This window comes from Rhizobium sp. PP-F2F-G48, assembly GCF_004342335.1.
Taxonomy (GTDB): domain Bacteria; phylum Pseudomonadota; class Alphaproteobacteria; order Rhizobiales; family Rhizobiaceae; genus Ferranicluibacter.
On sequence record NZ_SLVH01000008.1, the window covers coordinates 53537 to 74960 of the forward strand.

Here is a 21424-nt window from a genome sequence, read left to right on the forward strand (position 1 = left end):
CCACACAATCCGCACACACCGTCGCTTACAAATTATGTCCGATAATGTTGCATTATCGGACATATTGCTCATTATAGAGAAATGGCCCAAATCATCGAGCAGAGCAAAGAAATTCACGTCGAGGAGACCTCAGCGAAGTCTCTCGGCACGGCTTCTGACCGTGATGTTTCTGCGCCGGACGTGTCGGGCGATAGCCCCCTCCCCTCTCTAGTCGGCGAGGATCAGACGCCATCTCACCTCGCAGGCCTTGCCGATCGCGCCAGGGGTTACGTCGAGGCGGCGAGTTCGGCGAATACCCGCAAGGCTTATGCCTCGGACTGGAAGCATTTTGCTACTTGGTGTCGGCGGTCCAATCTGGCTCCGCTCCCCCCGCACCCGCAAACAGTTGGGCTCTATATCACCGCCTGCGCCTCCGGCAGTGCCATTGGCACGCCTATAAGAGGTGCCAAGGCCAACTCCGTCTCAACCATCGAACGACGCCTCTCTTCGTTGTCCTGGAACTTTGTCCAGCGCGGCCTGACGCTTGATCGCAAGGACAGGCATATTGCCTCGGTGATGGCCGGCATTCGTAACAGCCATGCCAGGCCGCCCGTCCCGAAGGAAGCGGTTCTAGCAGAGGATATCATCGCCATGGTCGAGACGCTTGATCGCGGCTCTCTGCGCGGCCTGCGCGACCGTGCCATGCTGCTCATCGGCTTTGCAGGAGGTCTTCGCCGCTCCGAGATCGTTGGCCTTGATCTGAAGGCAGATCAGACCGAAGACGGTCGCGGCTGGATCGAAATCCTCGACAAGGGAATGCTGGTTACCCTGCGCGGCAAAACGGGATGGCGGGAAGTCGAGATTGGCCGCGGTTCTTCAGACTCCACCTGCCCGATCGCGGCAGTCGAGACTTGGGTCAAATTCGCCAAGCTTGCGCACGGTCCCCTCTTCCGTCGGGTCATGGGACAAGGCAAGGCGGTTGGGCCAGAACGGCTGAATGACAAGGAAGTGGCTCGGCTAGTGAAGCGGGCCGCGATAGCGGCTGGCGTCCGCGGTGATCTCAGCGAGGTCGAGCGTGCATTCAAGTTTTCCGGTCACTCCCTTCGTGCTGGGCTCGCTTCATCTGCCGAAGTCGATGAGCGGTATGTCCAGAAGCAACTGGGCCACGCGTCCGCAGAGATGACCCGCAGATATCAGAGACGCCGTGATCGCTTCCGCGTGAATTTGACCAAGGCTTCAGGTCTTTAGCTGGCCCCTTCCCTCCCCCGCATGAAATCTTAAGCGGAGATTCTGGCTTCGGAATTATCGGTTAGCGCTTCAATTGAAATCGGGAGCTAAAGCCACAATCAGAATCACGACTATCGGGGCCAGCAGCTTCTGGTCTCCCAACGATCATCGCAACGGTCATCTACATGAGTTCGTCTTATAAACCGGAAACATCAGTCCCCCAAGGAAGCAGCACCAAAACCTAATGGGACACTCCGCAAGGCCGGTCTGAGCGGATCGATGCTGCTGTAAGAGGGCTGCCGGGCTTGTCCCGGCACCCGCTCAGATGGCAGCAAATTGACGCAGGATCGCGCGGGCGTTCATCTTAGGCTGCCATGTTGCGGACAGTCGATCGCAGCATGGAGGGCGGAGCGTGAGTGACCGAGCCGAGCTTGAACTGAGACAGGAGCTGGGTCAGTGAGGCAGCTTCCCTGGCAAGGCTATGGCTGGCCGCCGTCGACTGCTCGACCATTGCCGCGTTCTGCTGTGTGCCCTGGTCCACGGTGTTGACGGCCGTGTTGATTTCCTGGAGGCCGATGGACTGTTCGCGGGCGGCTTCGACAATGGCAGCCACGTGCCGATTGATCTCCTGGACTTCACCAGCAATCGTCGCAAGGGACGTTCCCGTTTCGCCGACAAGCTTGACGCCGGCTTGAACGTGACCGCTGGATGTTGCGATGAGGGCCTTGATCTCCTTGGCTGCTTTCGCAGAGCGTTGCGCCAGCTCCCGGACTTCCTGTGCCACCACGGCAAAGCCCTTGCCCGCTTCCCCAGCACGCGCAGCTTCCACGCCGGCATTCAGAGCCAGGAGGTTCGTCTGGAACGCGATTTCGTCGATGACGCTGATGATACTGCCGATCTCGCCGGACGACGTCTCGATCGCCTTCATAGCCGTGACCGCATTGCTGACCACCTGACCGGATTTTTCTGCACCCTCACGGGCACGGGCAACCAATGCCCCGGCTTCTTCAGCGCGACGCGTTGAGTCACGCACGGTGGTGGTGATCTGTTCGAGAGCTGCTGCCGTTTCCTCGACGGATGCGGCTTGCTGTTCGGTTCGTCGCGAAAGATCATCGGCCGCAGAGCGGATTTCGTTTGCACCGCCGTCGATGCCGCGGGCGTTTTCACCGACCTGGATCAATGTCGACTCCAGTTTTTCCAGTGATGCGTTGAAGTTCTCGCGCAGGAGATCGAGTTGCGCAACGAACGCTCCGGGGATGCGGTAGGCGACATTGCCTTCAGAGAGTTCCTGAAGCCCCTTCGCTAGGTTGGTGACGGCATGAAGAGTGTCGGCGGCCTCCTGTGCCTTTTGCGCTTCACGCTGAATACGCTCGTTCTCCGACATGGAGCGGTTTGCAACGGTCTCCTGCTCGAGCCTTGCGCGTTCGATGGCGTTGTCGCGAAACACCATTACGGCTGCTGCCATTTCGCCGACTTCATCGCGGCGATCGGTCCCTGATACCGGAGCGTCAACGTCTCCGGCGGCCAGGCTGGTCATTCGCATTCGGAGGGAAGCGATAGGTGCCGTTATGCCGCGCGCCGTAACGAACAGGGCCAGTGCGATACCTATCGTAAATACGACGCCGAGGATTAGAAGACTGTAGAAGATCGTTGAGGCGGTCTCGATGGTCAGAGCCGCAGTCTTGCTTGCAATCGTTTTGGACAGGGCATTAATCCAGTTCCGGATTTCCGGAAGTGAGGCCGCAACCTCCTTGTCGGCCTGCGCGAGAAGAGCCTTCGCCTCCTCATTCCGACCAGAAGCGCTTGCGGCGATTGCCTTATCTGTCACTGCAAAGATCGCCTTGCCTTTCTGCTCGAAGCTGTCGAAGGTCTGGGCATCGTCTGGAAGGGCGGTTCTGGATTGACCGACAAGCTCCAGGTAGCGGGCAGTACTCGCGCCATAGTCTGTTGTTGCTGCTGCAAGTTCAGGCGTTCCGCTCGCATAAGCCATAACCTGGTATGCATCATAAACAACGGCGACCAGCCGTTGGCTGGCGATGGCCATGTTGATCTCTGCCGCGGCTTCTTTCGAAAGGAACCTGGAATAATTCGCATCCGAAGCACTGTAATTGTGAGCGACGACGGCAACGCCGCCGATGCCCGCGGCACACAGAGGGATGAGGAGAGAGAGAATTTTCGTTCTGATGCGAGCGTTCTGGAGGAATGACATCGACGGTCCCTTGAAGGGGGCGCGCTGCAAATCCGCTTGCGAGATCGTGGAGCCCCTATAACTAGGATAACGCTCAATCACCTAAGATGATGTTAAGGGAATCTTAACGTTAGGTTGCATGTGTCCTTAGTCGGGTAACGCTGGCGTGTTTCAATATAGGCCAACGAAAGGGTAGGCTGCAGATTTTCGTCAGGGGAAAACTCGATTGCTCGAAAGTCAGTCGTAGTCTCCGTCACTTACATGCTGGCTTGTTTCCAATAACAGCTTGTGACACAGCGGCCGTTACAAATCGGCCGTGATCTCGCGGCCCCCGCACGACCACGGGAGACCAGCATGAAAATCAGCGCACGCAATCAACTCAAGGGTACAGTCGTAGAAATGACCAAGGGGGCCACGACGTCGCATGTCCGCATCGACATCGGCAATGGCACCATCGTGACGGCCTCGATCACCAATCAGGCGGTAGAAGAACTCGGTCTCGTTGTTGGCGGGCCGGCTTATGCGGTGATCAAGGCGTCCGATGTCATGATCGCCGTCGATTGACAAGGTCACGCATTCTGGCAATGCGGTGCAGCGCCATCGTCGCCGGTCGGAAAAATGGCCCGGTTGCGGTGGAGCGATCGGCTTGAAAAACGCGCGGTCGGTTTCAGATTGATCAGCGGCGTGTCGTCAAGGCAGTCGAGCCGCGCACAAGAAGGATGGCATATTCGATGGCTTCGAGCACGACGATGGATGTGCCGATCGGTTTTGGCCCTAAGGGCGAAGGCAGTGACTGAATCGTCGGATAGAATGAGACGGAACGTGCTGAACCTTGGTCCCCAAAAGGTCCGGTGACGCAAGCCGTCGACCGTCCTTGGCCGAAGGTTAGGCGGAGAGGGGGACCCGCCAAAGCACACGATGTTACGCCAAGGCAGGCTATCCGGGGACCTCGTACCTGCCTGATGGCAAGCCCGCTTTGCACGGAAGGGAATAAAAGCCGCAACTGATTGTTCGCAACAGCGCTGTCAGCGGACCGGGTCTTACCAGCCTTTTCGACGTCAGGGCGCAGATCGAGATGGCTCGACGCTCGCCGTGCATTCGCACAGCGAAGTCTTGGCCAAAGCGCAGACATGCGGCGCGCCGAAGCACGTCATACGAAGGGGATCAGACCATGCCGACCCCACACGCCGCCAGTATCGTTCTCCGGACTGCAGAGAATGCTGTACTGATTTTCTTCGACGTCCTGCTCGCCGACGGAAAGGAGGAGTGGAACCGCAGCATGAAGCGGACGGGATCGGCAACGCCCGATTAGACCGGAGCTTCAGAAGCATCCCTTATAACTAAAATCGTGTTCGACTTCTTTTTCTCTGGATCAAGCGACAGCAAGTCCATACTCACCGGTTCCGCTATTCTCTTCGTGCACTACCCTCGAATGCGGACAGTTCGTGTTGCTAAGTTCCTCGTCTATGTCACACGCCAGCATCGGCCTGCCCATTAGATAACCTTGAAATTGGTCACACCCCGCCGCCCTCAAGATGTCTGCTTGGGCAGTGTTCTCGATACCTTCCGCCGTCACAGGTATATTTAAAGCGGTTGCCAGCAGTACCGTCGCCTTTAGCACATCTTCGCCATTTTGCTCTTCCTCAAGTGCGATTACGAGCGAACGATCAATCTTCACACGATCAAACCCAAAAGTGCGCAGAGCACCGATACTGGCATAGCCGCTGCCAAAGTCATCGAGTGCGAACCGCACCCCAACTCTCTTGAGCGATTCAATCGACCGGCGCGCCTGGTCCGGATTTGACATTAGAACGCCCTCGGTAATCTCGAGGGTAAGGCGATGTGGATCAAAACTTTCCTTGTCTAGAATTGTTAGGACTACTAGGGGGAAATCCGGGCTGCAGAGTTGCAAGGGCGAAACGTTGACCGACAAATACAGGCTCGGCCAGCGCTTTGCGTGAGCAATGGATGAAGAGAGCATAAGCCGCCCCAGAGCGTCGATGAGCCCGGCTTTTTCCGCCAGCGGAATGAAGATTTCCGGGCTGATACGCCCGTTTGCTCCGTTCCAACGCGCGAGGGCTTCGACACCTTGCATAGTTCCATCTGCTGCCGATACGAGCGGCTGAAACACCGGCGTTATATCACCTTTCACGATCGCTTCTCTTAGATCCGCTTCAAGAAGCGATACACGTTCCCTTTCGACATCGAGCAACAGATCATAGTGAACGACACGGCCTTTTCCGTCTTCCTTCGCACGGTAAAGCGCTATGTCCGCTTGACGCAAAATTTCCAGAGGCTCGACGGTCGCAGTCGCTGTTGCCGTTCCGATGCTTGCACCAACCTCAACGGTTCGTCCGGAAACGCTAAAGGGCACGCGGAAGATGTCCAGAACAACTTCGTCGATCTTGGAAGTCATTGCACCACGTTGCAGAAGCGCAAACTCATCTCCACCGAAGCGCGCAGCACATTCGATCGCTGGAGAGAGCGCTGCGAGCGCCTGACCGACTTGCTTGATCAGTTCATCTCCTACGGCATGCCCCCAAGCGTCATTGACAGCCTTGAAGCCATCAAGGTCGATGAGATGAAGCGTCAACAAACCGTCGTTTTCCCGGAGGTTTTGGAGAGTGCCGACTTGCTGCATCAGACCCGTCCGGTTGAAAAGGCCTGTCAGGCTGTCTTGGGCGGCTTCTCGTTGAGCTACGGCAGCAAGCGCCTTAAGACGCTTTGCCTCCAACCCTCCGCAAACCAAGACTGCCATCAGAAAGACAATGAGAATGGCGATAGCCAGATAGATGTAGGGCCTTACCGCGCGGTACAACTCTTGGCCAGGATGCTGCGCGTGCCATATTAGAGTGCCGACGACACCTCCGGCCGTATTTGTGATATTGACCTTGAGTTGCCCCGTCTCCGCCGCTTGCGTAAGCCTTAAGCCATCCAGGTTGTGTTGCTGAGCTTCGGCGTCAAGAACCGCAGGCGTCAGCTCCTTGATGAAGGAGAGGACGTGATGCCGTCCGGGCAAACCGGCAGACGACGCGAACGGCTGGATGGCATTGGTGGAGACCAAGAAAATCCGTCCGTTGGTAGCAAGAAACTCTACGACAGGCTTGGTTCCGCCCTGTGTGGCCTTGTCGATTTGGTGCTGCAGCGTGGTGCCGAACATAAAAACGGCATCGAATTTCTCGCCTTTAAGGTAGGACGAGTAAGGATTTCCTGATTGATCCGCGACGACCACCCCATCATAGAGCGGGTAGTCTGTGCTGGTCTTGGCCCAGTTTTCGTAAGCCCAGCCAACCGGATCTGCACCGACCGAGGCGGCGTATGCATCGTCCCAGACACTATTGTCGCTGGTGATTGCTGAGATTCGGCTTTTCAGCGACGAGACAGCAGCTTCTACCGCTCTCGTGGCGCGCACATCATCTATCGCATCTGCTGACATCACCATGGTGCCGACCACATGTGCCATGATGGCGGTAAGCGTAAGCCCGACAATAAGGAAAAAAACGGTTGCGCAGGCGACGGATGAGGTCGAGCCGTTGCGCCGAGAGTAGACGCGGGGGTTCATGTTCAATCCAAGAGGAGGGAAGACATCATCTGCGACTGCATCTCTTGACATCATGCCAAGCATTTCGCGCAATCTAACTTTACCGAGAGACTGTGAAAACAAGACGAAGCGATATCGTTAACGATCAAAGAAATGGGGACCGACGCCGGTAGATGAGTAAACGATCGCCTGTACCATCGGATTGTCTGCCGTCAGATATCATTCGGGGGTATCAAGCAATACACTGACAACGAATCGTCCAAGCAGCTGATGTCCGTGGAGACAAATCCGGTAGCGACGCCCGAGATCACGAAGATTCGAAAATGTTCTGGTGCGCTGCCACTCATCAAACAACGCAGCGGAAATCACGTCGCAGGTGACAGGATCGCAATATACGTCTGACCATGGTCGCGACATACCAACCGCTTTTCAGCTGTTGTCGTGTCTTCTGGCTAGACGAGCGGCTGATCCTTGAGTGCCCAAACAGGCTCTTGGCGTCACCGCTGGCCTTGCTTGACCCCGGCGCGGACGAAAAGACGATGTACGAGCGCATCGTCGGTCAACTCGCCGGACAAGGGCCAGGTCAAGCCCGCTAGCGCCGCCCGCTTTAGATATCAGCGGCGACGCGATCGCTTCAGCGGGGATCTGACTAGGGCTTCGAGGCTTTAACTACCCCCTCCTTTCCGCAAAGTGAAACCGCGACCTTGGGACCGCATCTTCTTGCATATGCGCGGCGATCTGAGTGAGATCGAGCGCGCTTAGAAGTTCTCTGGGCAATCGTTACGCGCCGGGCTCGCCTCGTCCGCAGAGGTCGATGAAAGCGATTTTCAGAAGCAGCTTGGCCATGTATCTGCGGAGATGACGCGGCGTCATCAGCGGCGGGGGGATCGCTTCGGGGTCAACCGAACCGAAGCTGCCGGTCCACATCGGGCCTTAGAGGGAGGTCGCGACGAACGAAAACGTTAGCTTTTGAGTCGCTTATCAAAGTCATTTTGGGATGACAGGATCGCGTTTCGATGCATTTTCGACCAATCCACCAGATCGATTACCATAGCGGCGAAGCTATGCCCCCGTGTCGCGAGGGCAAATGTGACCGAGGGCGGGTTGGGTCGACGGCCACATCCACGCGTTCGCGTTCTTTGGGGCCGTGCCTCAGTCGATCGTCTATGACAACGATCCTGCTTGGTGGCAAAGATCCTGCCCGACGGCACGCGCAAGCGCGCAATGCTGTTCAGTGGCTTCCTGTCCCACTACCTGATCCGGGATCGCTATGGCCGTCCTGGAAAGGGCAACGATAAAGGGAATGTCGAAAGACTTGTCGGCTATGCCCGACGTAACTTTATGGTGCCGATCGCGCAGTTTCCGACATGGGAGGCGTTCAACACCTGGCTGGAAGAGCAATGTCGCAAGCGCCAGCGCGATAAGCTACGCGGCGAGAACGAGACGATAGGCGAACGCTTGTTGCGGGATCTCGCGGCCATGCGCTCCTTGCCGGCGTCGCCCTTCGATGCGTGCGATCAGGCGTGTGCTATTGTGACGGCCCAGGCGCTCGTTCGCTACAAGACCAACGACTATTCCGTGCCGGTCGCCTACGGTCATCACGTCTGGGTCCGGGGCTACGTCGACAAGTTGGTCATCGGCTGCCGCGGCGAGATCTTTGCCCGCCATCCGCGGTGCTGGGAGCGCGAAGATTTCATCTTCGACCCGATCCATTACCTGCCGCTGATCGAGCAAAAGATCAATTCGCTGGATCAGGCAGCGCCTCTCCAGGGCTGGGACTTGCCAGACGAATTCGCCACGCTGCGCCGCCTTATGGAAGGCCGCATGGCCAAGCATGGCCGGCGTGAATATGTGCAGGTCCTGCGCCTGCTGGAGAGCTTTGAGCTTGCAGACCTTCACGCGGCGGTGAAGCAGGCCCTCCAGCTCGGCGCGATCGGCTTCGATGCCGTCAAGCATTTGATCCTGTGTCGGGTGGAACGCCGGCCGCCTCGACTGGACCTGTCCATTTATCCCTACCAGCCAAGGGCGACGGTCGAGACGACATCGGCGAAGGCATATATGCGGCTGCTTTCGACGCATAGGGAGGAAGCGGCATGAGCACCGAAGTGCCCGAGATCCTGCTCTCCCACTACCTCAAGATTCTGAAGTTGCCGACCTTCCAACGGGAATATCAGAAACTGGCCCGGCACTGTGCCACCGAGGGCGTCGATCATGGCGGATACCTGTTTCGGCTTTTCGAACGGGAGATGATTGAACGCGATCGGCGCAAGGTCGAGCGTCGCATCAAGGCGGCAAGGTTCCCTGTCGTCAAAAGCCTCGACAGCTTCGACTTCACCGCAATACCGAAGCTCAACAAGATGCAGGTGCTGGAACTTGCACGTTGCGAATGGATCGAGCGTCGTGAGAACGTGATAGCCCTTGGTCCCAGCGGCACGGGCAAGACCCATGTCGCCCTCGACCTCGGCCTGGCAGCATGCCAGAAAGGCTTGTCCGTCGGCTTCACCACGGCCGCAGCACTTGTCAGCGAGATGATGGAGGCACGTGACGAACGGCGTCTGCTCCGCTTCCAGAAGCGAATGGCTGCACACCAGCTTCTCATCATCGACGAGCTGGGCTTAGTGCCGCTCTCGAAAACCGGCGCGGAGTTGCTGTTCGAGCTGATCTCGCAACGATACGAACTCGGAGCCACCCCCGCGACAAATGCTTTGCATTTGCGCTGTGATCACCAGCAATCTTCCGTTTGACGAATGGACCGAATCCCTGGACTCCGAGCGTCTGACGGGCGCACTGCTCGATCGCATCACCCCCCACGTCAACATCCTCGAGATGAACGGCGACAGCTATCGTCTCGCCCAAAGTCGAGCCCGCAAGGCAGGCTGAAGCCCGGAGAAAATAGCCACCAGCATGAGATCCCCGCTCGGGCTACGCCCTCCCGGCGGCGCGCCACAAGTGGCCTGGTTTTACTCCGCCGCCTGGCCGGACTTTACTCCGCCGTTGACAACTGCACAAAAGAGCGGGCCAATCCATCCTCCTGAAACCATGGTCATCATTGTCCTCGTTGCATTTGAAAATGGAATCTGCCGCCATGCAATCTGTGGTTGCATAGGATATGTTATGGGACTAATTCATTGATTTTATGGGCGAAATGTATTGCAATCGGTCCTGTCACCAGCTGCGGCCGCATCACTCAAACCAAATGGTCTCCGGCAAAACCGGTGCGGTTCAGCCGATCTGCTTGTGGAACCACCTTCGATCCGTTTTGGCGCATAGTGAGACCAAATGGGCAGTGAGTGCGAGACCCACCTTAGCCTTTCGTGTCATGCGCTTTGTCGTGACGGATCGAAGGCGACTTCAGTGACTTTGAAGCGCCCGCCGACCCGCTTGCACTGAACCACGATATCGACAAGTTCGGAGAGAAGGCCGCGAATATCGTCGCGCGCGAGATCGCGCCCGCCTTCGGACTCCTTTACCAGAAGCGTCAGCTGCTCGAATGCGAGTCGTGCGGAGTCCGCGTGAACGGTGGTGATCGAGCCGGGATGGCCTGAGTTTACGTTGCGAATGTAATAGAAGGCCGTGCCGTCGCGCAGTTCCTGCAGAAGGATGCGATCCGGCCGCATGCGCAGGCAGGATTCCAGCAGTTCCTTCGGCCCGACCTTCGACAGCCCCTGCCCGCCCTTGGAGTAGAACAGCCGGACATGGTTGGGCTGGGGCAAGACGAGTTCCGGCGTGTCCTCGATGGTGATGATCCTTTCGTCCAGGGGGATGTGCTGGATCAGGGCCTTTGAGAGCGTCGTCTTGCCCGAGCCGGTCGCGCCGGAAATGATGATGTTCTTGCGAGCAAGGACCGCCTTCTCGAGGAAGGCGGCGATCCGACCGGACTGGTGACGCTTCAGCAGTTCCGCGTCGTCTCCGCCGATCTCGCTGGTTAGGGGCGCGACATCCGAGAACAGGCCGGCATTGTCGAGCTCGCTCAGGCTGAGGGAGATCGAGGAAGGCTTTCTGAGAGTGAGACTGACGGTTCCCTTGGTCACGGCCGGCGGGATGACGATCTGAATACGTTCCTCGTCCGGAAGGGTGGCGGACAGGAGCGGATGCGCCTCGTCGATCGCCTGGTGCGAGTGACTGGCCACGGCGCGCGCCAGCCGCATCAGCCTGTCGAAGGTGAGCTGCGGCACCTCGTGCCGCGCCCAACCGCCGGCGCCCTCGGTCAGAACCTCGCCGGGCCGGTTGACGACGATCTCGTAGAGCGACGGATCGTTCAGGAACGTCGACAGCGGCGCGAGCAACTGCCGGACGACGTTCGCATCCGAAGCGCTCCCGGTCACTTGGTCACGAGATCGGAATGGCGGCTGAAGTCGCCCGAGACCGCGCGGTCGTAGACGGTGTTGCGCGGCTCGGTGACGCGCAGGCGATAGATGCCCGAGAAGTCGAGATCGCGGGCGACGAAGATGGAGACGAGCGAGCCCTGATGCTTGTTCAGCGTCGGCGGGATGTTGATCGACTGCTCGACGGCGATGGCCGCAGCGTCCTTGCCGGCACTCGATGTTCCCTCCATGTCGATGTCCTGGTCCTGGAGCTGCTGCGACAGAGCGGACGTTGCATCCCCGACGATCGACAGGAGAAGCGCGCTGCCAAATCGCTCCCACCAGTGCGTATCGACGTGACCGCTGAAGCCGGCGCGGCCGAGCGGATCGGTGGCCGGCGAGGCGAGCGTGACGATGACGCCGGTCGGGGTCTTGGCGCGGTTCCACAGGACGAACAGCCGGCTCTGGCCCCGGCGCAGGCCGCCGCGATATTCGCCGACGATCTGCGTGCCCTTCTCCATGAGGACGACGCGACCGTTGTCGGAAAAAATGTCGCGGTTGGTGACACAGCTGACGAAGCCCGGCTGGTCGGAAGCCATCGCAGTCTCGAGCACGCAGGGGATCGAGGTTCCCATGGCCACGATGAAGTTGCGGTTGCCGAGATACCCTGCGCGCGAGCCCTCGAGTTGGGTCGGCGTCAGCATCCGGTTGAAGCGCTGGTCCTCGTTCTCACCTCGCGCCTCGCCACCGAAGCCCGCAGCCGGAAAGGGTTGGAAGGCGCTGTCGGCGCTTCCATCGCCGTCCGTCGGCGTCGTATCCCTGCGGGATGAACTGCCGGTGCTGCCGCCGCCGAAGGCCATGACCGGTGCGCGGCGGGCCGAATCCATCAGTTCATCGACGACCGGTGCGGCCTGCGGCTCGGTGCCCGGCGTTGGCAGGGAGACGGGCGGGAGGGGTAATGCCACCGGTGGAGGCTCTTGCCTTGCGGGCTCGAAATCGCGGGTCTGGCGTTGGACGACCCGCTCCGGCGTCGCCTCGTCGGTTCTCGGAGCGCCCGAGCGCATCGACCAGGCGGCAAAGCCCATGAACGCTGTGACGGCGAGGACCACGAACCCGCGCTTGGCCAGTTGGTTCTCGGCCGGTCGCGCGGTCGGTGTCTCCGCGCGCTCGCCTTCGATTCTCGTTTCGGTTTCGTCTGCCATGATCTCTCCCCTCCCTATCGTTGCGCCGCGGACGGCAGGGCCACGACCCGTTCGACCGAAGGCGACGTCGTGTTGGTTCCGGGATTGATGCCGGTCGGCGACCAGGCCTCGTTGAATATGCAGAGCACGTCGCCGCCGCGGCGCAGGATGAACTTTCGACTGATCGCGTGGACGAGGACGAGATCGCCGGTGATCGATTTGGGCACCAGCGTCTCCGCGCCATCGCTGTTCTCGATGTAGATCGCCGGCATCTCCTGGTTTCCGGAAAAGGCGAACGTGGTGATCTTTCCGTTGTCGTAGACCGCCTGGGGCTCGATCGCGGACGAGCCTTGCGCGGTGTAGCGCCAGCTGCGCGGCCCGTACTCTTCATGGATGCCGAGCACGGCATCGGCCTCGCCAGCCTTCGCGGCCTCGGCGCGCGCGGCGGAGGCCAGCCGCTTTTGCGCCGCCTCGTCGGCGGGATATCGGTATTTGACGTAGAAGTATGTGTTCTGACCGGCCTCGACCGATCCCTCCCGAACCATCAGCTCCATCTGGTAGCTGCGCTTGGAGCCGTCCCGGCGCGTGGTGACGACGGAGATGTTGGTGACGGGCTGGTTCTCGCGCGGCTTGAGGAAGAGGATGTTGCCGGCGGGGGCGACCTCCCAGGCAACCGTGTTGCCGAGCGCGACATGGGCGATCTCCTCGTCGGGCGAGAACTCGACCTGCACGGAAGATCGCAGCGAGCCGACGATCCGGGTGATGTCATAGGGCTGGTAGTTGACGAAGCGCACGCGGCTGTCCCCATCTGCGCCGCGGGGAACTTCAAGAGCGTTTGCCGGTCCTGCGAGGAGGGCGGCTGCAAGCGCAGCTACGATGAGCGGTCTTTGCCTCATTGAATGGCCTCCGGGTCGGCCCGGTACTCACTGACGACGAAGCCGAGCGGGTTCGTCAGGCGGTCGGTCGAGGACATCGGGGCATTGGTGTAGGCATAGGTCAGCGTCGCGACCCAGTGGGTGATCGTGGTCTCCTCGCCGCGCGTGACGGTGCGGATGTAGCGGACGGAAACGACACTGGCGGAGATCAGCGAGATCGACTTGATGGTGATCTCGGCTGTTGCGCCCCGGCCATAGAGGTTCTGCGGCGAGTCCGGATTGCCGCCGCGATAGAGACTGGCGAAGCGGGTCTGTTCGGCGGCGCTCGATAGCAGCGAGACAGTCCTGAAGTTCTCCTCGGCCTCCGACTGGACATAGCCCTCGCGCGCCCGGACGTAGCGGGCGGCGAAGTATTTGGTGACGGCCTCGTCATAGGTCCCGGCCGTCGAGGTCAGCGCCGAGACGACGTCGACGATGCCCGTGGAATTGTCGACGCGGATCACGAAGGGTTCGACGGTCTTCAGTGGGGTCAGCGCCGCCACCGAGAAGACGGCGAGAGCCGCGATGACGCCGGCGGCGACGGCGACGCCCCAGGCCATGCGGGCCGACCGTTCCACGCGCAAAAGCCGATCCTGATCGAAACGGCGGGCCTTGTCGAAATAGCTCTTGAGGTTGTCGGAGGTGATCATCGCCCTACCCCGCCCGGCAGGCGCGGCGTGAGCCCGCCTCATCGAATGACGCAAAGGCCGGATGCTGGGCCACCTGCGCCGGCGCTGTCTCCGTGTAATCGAGGGGTTCGGTCTGCGCCGGCTGATGGGGATCGCCTGCCCTCTCCTGCTGCCACTGCCACATCGATCGGTTGAGAGGCCGCTTGGCCGCGCCGTCGCATTTGGGGAGCGGGTAGGAAAGCGATGCGCAGCCGGCGAGCAGGGACGCGATGCAGACGAGAACTACTTTTTGAAACGACATGACGAACTCTGAACTTCGAATTGTGGGCATGGGGTCAGGCGACCCCCTTGGTGAGGAGTCTGCGGACCGCCGCGCGGGCTCCGCGACCGACTATCGCCGTGCCACGGCCCGCGAGGACCGCACCGCGGGCGATCGAACCCTGATGGGCATCGCGGGCCGTGCCGTAGCCGTAGGTCAGTGAGGCTCCGCCGGCAGCCAGCGCCGAGGCGATGCCCGGGAGCTGATAGAAGACGTAGAGGGCGGCAAGGCAGATGGCGCAGAGCGCGATCGGCCGCATCAACACGTCGCTATAGGCCTCGATCGCGGTAAAGGTCGTGTCGATGCTGGAGATCAGCAGCGAGCCCACGGCAACGACGAGAACCTGCAGGATGACGAAGTTGACGAGCTGGCCGAGCCAGGCCTCGGTAAATCGGCGCGTCGCCTGGAACATGGCGAGGGCGACGAAGATCGGGCCGATCGCGAGCACGATGGCGAGGGCCAGGCGCGCGTACAGCGAGACGATGTAGCCGATCGCGGCGACGATGAAGCTCGCCCCGATCACCATCATGCCGCCGATGCCTGTCACGATGTCGATCGGCCAGGAGCCGCGAGACCAGATGTCGTAGGCCGACTTCTGGCCCTTATCGAGCAGGCTGTCGAAGGTGCTCGCGCTCGGCGCCGTGCCGGAATTGAGCGCTTGAGATATCTCGCGTGGCAGGCTGTCGAAGAAGAGGTCGGTCACATAGGACTGGTAGTCCGCGGCATTGCGCACGAGCATCAGGATGATGGCGAGCTTGATGGCGCGGATGGCGAAGTCCATGATCGGTTCGCTGATCGAGCCTTTGAGGATCAGGAAGCCGTAGAGAACGACATAAAGGGTCAGCGCGATCGTCAGCGGCCCCGCGATCCAGGCGGCGATGTTCGACGTGCCGGTCGAGACGAACGTCTCCAGCGGCGTTCGAAACTGGTCGTCGAGGAAGGCGAAGACGGTGTACATCGCTATCCCTCAAGCGCCTTGCGCATGCGCTCCAGCCGCGACTTGCCGTCGGCGGCCTCGACATTTCGGCAGTTCGGCGTCTTGGCCAGCATGCCGGGATCGTTCCGGCACTTGGCGATCTGGTCGGCCAGAAGCGCCGGGTCCGCAACGAGCTCCTCGACGGTGTAGGTGCGTTTCGGCGGATTTGCCTCCGAGCATCCGGCGAGCCCGACGGCAAGGGCTGCGAAAAGCGCGATCGCAGTTACGGCCGCGCGTGACCCCCTAAAGATCCTCATCGTCATTTCAGCGCTTCCCCGATCGTGTCCATGCGCTTGCGCCAGTCCTCGGCCTTGCGCTGTTCGTCGACCTGGACCTGCGCCTGCTGCATCATCTGCAGGCCCTGCATCCGCAGGACATCCGTCTGGAGAAACGCGCTCTCGGCCTGCAGGCGGGCTTGCAGGTCGGCGATCTCCTTCGCGTCGCCCGCCGTTCCGATTTTTTTGCGCAGCTGATCGATGCCGTCGATCCGCTTGGTCGCCGCATCGTAGATCTGCTCGCCGAGCGTGATCTGTCCGGCATTCCTCTTCTGGGTCCGGGTCAGCTCCCTGGCGTAGAAATCCTCGGCGTCCGACCGATAGGTCGTGTTCTCGTCGAGATGCCGGGTGGCGCTCTCACCGAACACGCCCTCGCCCGTTCCCTTCAGAAGGCCCTCGATGCCTGCGAAGTCCGCGGGCAAGGCCTTGCGTATCTCGGGACGATTGAGGAGACTCGCGACGTCGGCCATGTCCGTCAGCTTGTTCAGCGAGCCGTAGAGTTGCTCGGCCTGGGAGATCTGCTCGTTCAGCGCATCGAGTTGGTTCTTGAGCTGGGTAATGGATTCGATCTGCTTCAGGATTGCCGTCTGGTCGATCACGGGAATGCCCTGCGCGGCGGCAGGCCCGACCTCGGCGGCGAAGGTCGCGACCATCAGGGCCAGGACGAGGGAAGGCTTCGTTCGTCGCATCAGCTTGCACTCCTTCTCTGTTGGAACAACGGCAGCCAGTCCTCGGGTCGGTCCCCGACCTCGGCACGGATCGTCTCTGCGAGTTCGACATTGGCGGTGCGGCCCGACAGGATCGCGAGCTCGTCGTCGAAGCCGGACAGGTTCAGCTCCGCGACGACGCTGTCGTGGCCCTGCTTGACGATGAAGCGCCGGCTGTCGGAGGACAGCTCGCGCGCGAGAAGCTCGAACTCCGTCTCCGTCAGCTTGAAGCCATCGACATAGTCGGTCCGGTTGCCGCGCGGGTTCGGCATGAAGACCTGCGTCGGGCACTGCTCGATGATCGTGTGGGCGATCGGCGAGGCGATCGCGTCGCGCGGGCTCTGGGTCGCAAACAGCATCAGGCCGTTCTGCTTGCGGATCGTCTTCAGCTTGTTCTGGGCGAGATCGCGGAACCCCTCGTCTGCCAGCGCCTTCCAGAACTCGTCGATGACGATGATGATCCGCCGGCCGTCGATCAGCTGCTCCACACGGTGGAAGAGATAGGCCATCAGCGGCGTGCGGATCTCCTCGTTGTCGAGGAAGTCGGTCATGTCGTAGCCGAGGAATTTTGCGCCGATGCCGATCTCGTCGGCCTCATTATCGAAGACCCAACCGAGCGGCCCTCCCCTCTCCCACCGCCGCAGACGCGCGGCGCTGCCTTCGGGATCGGTGTTGTTGAGGAAGCTGCGCAGCGCGCCGATCGTTCGGCTTGCCACCGGCAGATCGGCCAGGCCGTCGATCGCGCCGGCGATGTCGCGGACCTCTGTCACCGACAGTTCGCGCGACCGCGACCCGACGAGCTTTGCGACCCATTGGGCGAGGAAGATCCGGTTCGCAGGCGTCAGCTCGAGGCCCTTCAGTGGCGCGCAGCCGGTCGGCTGCCCGTTCTTCAGCGGCAGATAGGTGCCACCGGCCGCCCGCACGAAAAGGTCCGCGCCGCGGTCCTTGTCGAAGAACACCATGTGCGGATCGTGCTTCTGGAGCTGGGCCAGCATGAAGTTGAGGATGACTGTCTTGCCCGAGCCGGACGGTCCGCAGACGAAGGTATTGCCGAGATCGCCGTGATGGAAGTTGAAATAGAAGGGCGAGCCCGACGCTGTCTTCAGCATGGCGACGGCCGGACCCCATTCGTTGCCGTCCGCGGCTCCTGTGGGATAGCCGTGGAAAGGTGCGAAGGCCGCGAAGTTCCTGGACGTGATCGCGCCGGAGCGGGCGCGGAAGCGGAAATTGCCGGGCAGTTGCGCCCACCAGGCCGCCTCGAGACCCAGATCCTCGCGTGCGACGACCGCGCCGCCATTGGTCAGATGCGAGCGGGCCTTCGACAGGTTGTCGGTGAGCGCCTTCACGCTCGGCGCGAAGACGGCGAGCGACAGATGGTGCTCGCCGAGCACGAAGCGGTTGGATTCGAGATCGTCGAGCGCATCGTCCAGCTCGTCGAGCTGGGAGCTCGCCCGGTCGCCGGCACTGACCATCTGGTTCTGCTTGCGCGCCATGATCGCCTTGGCATCCGACTTCGACGCGAAGGCGAAGCTCTGCGAGAGGATGAACTCGAAGGGTGCGGTCAGCAGACCGTCGAGCATGCCGGGCCGCGTGCGCGCCGGATATTCCTTGAAGCCGAACATGCCGGCATAGCGGCTCGTGCCCTCGTGGCGGATCTCGATCGTCTCCCGGCCGATGATGACGCGGTCGGAGTAGATCGCGGAGGAGATGCGGCCTTCGGTGAGCGGCACGGGCTCGCGCCGGCCGCCGACCAGCTGATGCAGGACCGCGCTCGGCTCGGAGAAGACAATCCCGTCGATCTCGACCAAAGATAGGACGCGCGGCGAGAAGCGGCTCAGTCCGGTCGTAACGTCGACGACGGTATCGCAGAGCTTCTTCAGCGCGTCCTGGTCGACCTCCCTCCCCTGTCGGCGGGCACCCCGCAGGCGCGACATCAGCTTTGCCAGCTTCTCGGCCGGATCGCGGCCGGGATGCCAGACGAGGCTCAGGACGAGATCGTTGCGGAACAGCTCCTCCCCGATCATCCGCTCGCGGTAGCGGGCGTTTAGACCCGCCGAAAACGGATTGGCGAAGGCGCCATCCGGATAGGACATGTCACGGCGGCGGATGACATGCGTCCACAGCGCCAAGCGTTCGTCGGCGATGTTGCGGTAGAGCGTGTTGAGATGGCGGTGAAGCGCGTTGAGGTCGATCGGGTCCGCGGTCTCGAAGGAGACGCCCTCGATGGCGATCATCACCATGAGCGCGCGGCTGTCGAGTGCGATGATGTGAGCGTCGACATGCCGGACGTACGGAATGAAGGTCTCGGGCTCCAGCTCTCTGGCTCTGACGGTCGCAGCTTTAGGCAAGGCTAAGATCCCTTGCGTCATATCGGCGGGCGAGTTTGAGGGGCGTCACCGTCGAGCCGCCCCAGACCGCGCCGTTGCGCGCCCTGCCCCGTGTCTCGATCCAGGCGAGCAGAACGCGGAACATGTTGTGGTCGTGCTTGACGATGGCCTTGAAGACGATGTGGACGACGACCCCGACAAGCGCGTAGACGACCGAGCCCGCGACGATGAACAGCACCGTCGTCAGGATCATGTTGATCCCCATCGCCTCCATCGTGACACCGGCAATCATCGCCGGCCGCGTGCAGGCGAGAAACAGCGTGTCTTCCTCTATCGCGATCTTCTCCGTCATGGATCAACCACCGGCCAGCGTGTTGACGATCCCGGTCGCCCCGAAAATGATGCCGATGCCGAGAACCACGAAGGCGGCCTTGCGCAGGTCGAGATAGCCGAACATCCAGGCGATGCCGACGATGATGGTGGCGATGATCGCGAGCAGGCGCGCGACATTGCCGGTCAGAAGCGTGACGATATTCTGGAGCGTCGTTTCGATACCGCCCCCGGCCTGCGCGAATGCTGGCTCCATCATGGCCGCACTGACAAGGAAGGTTATCGCTGCGACGGTGGCAAACGATCGTGCTCGGGTACTCTGCACCATGGGTGCTCACTCCTTCTGCTGCTGAATGCTATCGAGAGAAAATCAGGATGGTGGACTGCCGCGACTGGCCGAACACGTCCCACGCTTGGGCGGGCGCGATCGGCTCATCAGATGGCGTGGCCTCTTGGGCTGCGAGCGTGACGGCATCAAATGATGGCGAGGCGCGTGACGCTACCTCGGGCATCCCCCGTGTCTGCAAGCCCCCTGCCCCGTCGCTATCCTGGAGCGTCAGCGATGAAAGCCTGCCGGTCAGGCGCCGTTCTTCCTCGACAATCCGCCGGTCGTAGCCGACCATCGCGCCGATCTTTGCATCGCCCTGTCCATAATAGGACTGCAGCATTGCGACTCCAGCTTCCTTTCCCGTTGCGCCGGACGCCACCGCGGCGCGGTAATAGCGATTGAGGAGAATGCCCGTGGCTTTGAGATTGAGGCAGGGATCGAAGAGATCGGAAATGGACAGCCCTAGGCCTGGCAGGTCGTAGGCGCTGACGCCACCGAGACCGAGATCGACGCTCTGTCCGTTGGACGCCATCGTCGTCGCGATCTCGATCGCTTCCGCCTTGCTCATGGGTCGTTCCGGGCTCGACGCATCACTGTTGATGCGGATCGCCAGAGGATTAAAGCGGCTTTCCACGCTGACGACGGCGGCGAGGACCTCCGCTCTGACCATGGGCGCGCAGGTCTGCGCGATGTCTGCGAATGCTATGGGCATAGGATCAATACCAGATGCGCTGGCGGTTTTGACCGTCGATGGTGATATCGACAAAGCGCGGCTTGTCGCGCCTGTTCGGCGCCGCTGCGACCGTCTCCTTACACACCAGGCGGTCGCCGTCTCGCACCCAGCGAGCTGTCGACCGGCGATTGTCGTCGTCTGACAGGCATCGCGAACTGTTTACCTCACGAGGCGCGACCGAGACGCATACAGCTTCACGCCTGCCGTCACTATAGCGTGATGTCAGACGGGAGCCCGTGCTGCAGAAGTAGGGCTCATAGCCTGGTGCCGATGCCGAGAAGCCAGCACCGCTGCAGGTCGGGAACGAACGACCTTTGGCGAGATGGTGCAACAACTTCTCGATGGGAGGGCGGCATTCCCCAAATTGCATCGGACCACCCGGATTCGAAAGGCATAGAATAACCTCGCAACCCCAGTCATCGGCATGGGCATGACTGTCCGGAATAAGATATAAAGCGGCTGTCAAAAGGACTGGAGACAGCGTTTTAAGGACGGCAGCTTTCATGTTCTCGACACCCTTCAACCAAAAGCAGAGGCCTCTACTGCATGGTCGGCCTTGGCTTGATTGTTTTATAGCGGGCTTTTAAACATATGCCAAGCCGTTTTGATAGTCACTGGCACAGCCTTTCCTTTGCAGCCATGGTCCTCCGTGAAATAATAGATAATCCCTTCGAAAACGAGACGGCTTCGTCACGTCTGAAGCAAATCGGACTGATGAGCGTCCTGTATTACATGCACATATCCAATAAAAACCTGACCATCGCTAATATCATAGAGGAAACTGGGCTTACGAGAGGGGGGATATGGGAAGCCGTGGACTTCCTGATCCAGCGTAAGCTGCTTACCGAGACCCAGGTTAAGAACTCTCTTGGCCGCGGAAGAGCCCGACAGTTCGACATTCCTCAGACAATTTTCGAAAAACTTCGCCATTTCGAGAACGCTTGACCCGGTGCGCTGAGGCGGCCATCTGCGGGAAACAACGAGTGGATAACGTCTTATCAGAGACAGTCTCGCACGGCTTGCGCCAGTTGCGCATAGCTGCCACGTGATTCGAACGGCAACGCGTCAGTGCCAAGTGTGTTGTCGGGATCTGGGATGTGTTTCGGCGTGGAAAGATTGGACGCCGATAAGGGGTCAACGTTCCGAGCCGATTGACACACTGTCGAAAACACCAACAGACGAGCCCGGAAAGGGCTTTCGAGAGAGGTGGATCCACTAGCTTTTAGCGACCATGATCTCACCCAGATCTGCAACCACCTGAACGCGACACCACGGAAATGCCTCGGCTACAAAACACCCGCGGAAGTCTTCCGCCAGAAACGCCTCGCCCAAATCAGGCGCACCGGTTAGCTTCTTCCAGCCTGCAAGTCGCGGTTCGCCATGAACTCACATCTTGAGCCTGAAGTGCAGCGCCATCTGGAACCCGACATCCAGCGGCATTCTCCTCACGATCCTGAACCTGCTCG

The 21424-nt window shown here is 60.6% G+C and carries 18 protein-coding genes and 5 pseudogenes; 7 read left to right on the forward strand and 16 right to left on the reverse strand.

Annotated features, from left to right (window positions below; translation table 11 throughout):
- Window positions 1-81 precede the first annotated feature (81 nt).
- Window positions 82-1227: a tyrosine-type recombinase/integrase gene (locus C8J36_RS17570; protein WP_132536705.1), complete on the forward strand. Its 1146-nt coding sequence runs from the start codon at window positions 82-84 to the stop codon at window positions 1225-1227.
- A 343-nt stretch (window positions 1228-1570) separates the two neighbouring features.
- Here the strand turns inward: C8J36_RS17570 and C8J36_RS17575 are convergent, their stop codons facing one another.
- Window positions 1571-3415 carry a methyl-accepting chemotaxis protein gene (locus C8J36_RS17575; RefSeq protein WP_132536706.1) on the reverse strand — a complete coding sequence of 615 codons (1845 nt, stop codon included), beginning with the start codon at window positions 3413-3415 and terminating at the stop codon, window positions 1571-1573.
- A 333-nt stretch (window positions 3416-3748) separates the two neighbouring features.
- On the opposite strand from C8J36_RS17575, the gene C8J36_RS17580 reads away from it, so the two are divergent.
- A complete protein-coding gene (locus C8J36_RS17580) occupies window positions 3749-3958 on the forward strand; it encodes a molybdopterin-binding protein (protein WP_132536707.1) in 210 nt (69 codons plus the stop codon).
- 5 nt (window positions 3959-3963) lie between these two features.
- Here the strand turns inward: C8J36_RS17580 and C8J36_RS25385 are convergent.
- Together C8J36_RS25385 and C8J36_RS17590 are read right to left on the reverse strand one after the other, a co-directional pair.
- Window positions 3964-4187, reverse strand: a pseudogene (locus C8J36_RS25385) (TrmO family methyltransferase); the annotation flags it as partial.
- A 579-nt stretch (window positions 4188-4766) separates the two neighbouring features.
- Window positions 4767-6956: an EAL domain-containing protein gene (locus C8J36_RS17590; protein WP_132536708.1), complete on the reverse strand. Its 2190-nt coding sequence runs from the start codon at window positions 6954-6956 to the stop codon at window positions 4767-4769.
- A 705-nt stretch (window positions 6957-7661) separates the two neighbouring features.
- On the opposite strand from C8J36_RS17590, the pseudogene C8J36_RS25390 reads away from it, so the two are divergent.
- The 3 pseudogenes from C8J36_RS25390 to istB form a co-directional block, all read left to right on the forward strand.
- Window positions 7662-7901, forward strand: a pseudogene (locus tag C8J36_RS25390) (hypothetical protein); the annotation flags it as partial.
- 139 nt (window positions 7902-8040) lie between these two features.
- A pseudogene (locus tag C8J36_RS17600) lies at window positions 8041-9032 on the forward strand (IS21 family transposase); the annotation flags it as partial.
- A pseudogene (istB, locus tag C8J36_RS17605) lies at window positions 9029-9815 on the forward strand (IS21-like element helper ATPase IstB). The pseudogenes C8J36_RS17600 and istB, both read left to right, overlap by 4 nt.
- Before the next feature lie 437 nt (window positions 9816-10252).
- Here istB and virB11 read toward each other — a convergent pair.
- Genes virB11 through C8J36_RS17670 form a run of 13 tightly spaced genes read right to left on the reverse strand, consistent with a single transcriptional unit; the run spans window position 10253 to window position 20463 of the window.
- Window positions 10253-11260, reverse strand: a complete 1008-nt coding sequence (virB11, locus tag C8J36_RS17610) for a P-type DNA transfer ATPase VirB11 (protein WP_132536709.1) — start codon at window positions 11258-11260, stop codon at window positions 10253-10255.
- Window positions 11257-12441, reverse strand: a complete 1185-nt coding sequence (gene virB10 / locus C8J36_RS17615; RefSeq protein WP_132536710.1) for a type IV secretion system protein VirB10 — start codon at window positions 12439-12441, stop codon at window positions 11257-11259. The genes virB11 and virB10 overlap by 4 nt, the downstream gene beginning before the upstream one ends.
- A gap of 14 nt (window positions 12442-12455) precedes the next feature.
- Window positions 12456-13316, reverse strand: a complete 861-nt coding sequence (virB9, locus tag C8J36_RS17620; protein WP_132536711.1) for a P-type conjugative transfer protein VirB9 — start codon at window positions 13314-13316, stop codon at window positions 12456-12458.
- On the reverse strand, window positions 13313-13984 hold the full coding sequence (locus C8J36_RS17625) for a virB8 family protein (protein WP_132536712.1): 672 nt from the start codon (window positions 13982-13984) through the stop codon (window positions 13313-13315). The genes virB9 and C8J36_RS17625 overlap by 4 nt, the downstream gene beginning before the upstream one ends.
- A gap of 4 nt (window positions 13985-13988) precedes the next feature.
- Window positions 13989-14264, reverse strand: coding sequence for a type IV secretion system protein VirB7 (locus tag C8J36_RS25395; RefSeq protein ID WP_132536713.1), 276 nt, complete (start codon window positions 14262-14264; stop codon window positions 13989-13991).
- 34 nt (window positions 14265-14298) lie between these two features.
- Window positions 14299-15240: a type IV secretion system protein gene (locus tag C8J36_RS17635; RefSeq protein ID WP_165915095.1), complete on the reverse strand. Its 942-nt coding sequence runs from the start codon at window positions 15238-15240 to the stop codon at window positions 14299-14301.
- A 2-nt stretch (window positions 15241-15242) separates the two neighbouring features.
- Window positions 15243-15515 carry an EexN family lipoprotein gene (locus tag C8J36_RS17640; RefSeq protein ID WP_165915106.1) on the reverse strand — a complete coding sequence of 91 codons (273 nt, stop codon included), beginning with the start codon at window positions 15513-15515 and terminating at the stop codon, window positions 15243-15245.
- 2 nt (window positions 15516-15517) lie between these two features.
- Window positions 15518-16222: a P-type DNA transfer protein VirB5 gene (virB5, locus tag C8J36_RS17645; protein ID WP_132536715.1), complete on the reverse strand. Its 705-nt coding sequence runs from the start codon at window positions 16220-16222 to the stop codon at window positions 15518-15520.
- Window positions 16222-18588 carry a VirB4 family type IV secretion system protein gene (locus tag C8J36_RS17650; RefSeq protein WP_132536716.1) on the reverse strand — a complete coding sequence of 789 codons (2367 nt, stop codon included), beginning with the start codon at window positions 18586-18588 and terminating at the stop codon, window positions 16222-16224. Before C8J36_RS17650 ends, virB5 begins: the two co-directional genes overlap by 1 nt.
- A complete protein-coding gene (locus C8J36_RS17655) occupies window positions 18581-18919 on the reverse strand; it encodes a type IV secretion system protein VirB3 (protein ID WP_132536717.1) in 339 nt (112 codons plus the stop codon). The genes C8J36_RS17650 and C8J36_RS17655 overlap by 8 nt, the downstream gene beginning before the upstream one ends.
- Before the next feature lie 3 nt (window positions 18920-18922).
- Complete coding sequence (locus C8J36_RS17660; protein ID WP_132536718.1) at window positions 18923-19225, reverse strand: TrbC/VirB2 family protein; 303 nt, start codon at window positions 19223-19225, stop codon at window positions 18923-18925.
- 28 nt (window positions 19226-19253) lie between these two features.
- Complete coding sequence (locus tag C8J36_RS17665; RefSeq protein ID WP_132536874.1) at window positions 19254-19937, reverse strand: lytic transglycosylase domain-containing protein; 684 nt, start codon at window positions 19935-19937, stop codon at window positions 19254-19256.
- A 4-nt stretch (window positions 19938-19941) separates the two neighbouring features.
- Complete coding sequence (locus tag C8J36_RS17670) at window positions 19942-20463, reverse strand: hypothetical protein (RefSeq protein ID WP_132536719.1); 522 nt, start codon at window positions 20461-20463, stop codon at window positions 19942-19944.
- A gap of 86 nt (window positions 20464-20549) precedes the next feature.
- Between C8J36_RS17670 and C8J36_RS25400 the strand changes: the two genes are divergently transcribed.
- Together C8J36_RS25400 and C8J36_RS25405 are read left to right on the forward strand one after the other, a co-directional pair.
- Window positions 20550-20903 carry a MarR family transcriptional regulator gene (locus C8J36_RS25400; protein ID WP_132536720.1) on the forward strand — a complete coding sequence of 118 codons (354 nt, stop codon included), beginning with the start codon at window positions 20550-20552 and terminating at the stop codon, window positions 20901-20903.
- Window positions 20904-21116: 213 nt separating this feature from the next.
- Window positions 21117-21308 (forward strand): annotated as a pseudogene (locus C8J36_RS25405) (IS30 family transposase); the annotation flags it as partial.
- Window positions 21309-21424: the final 116 nt, after the last annotated feature.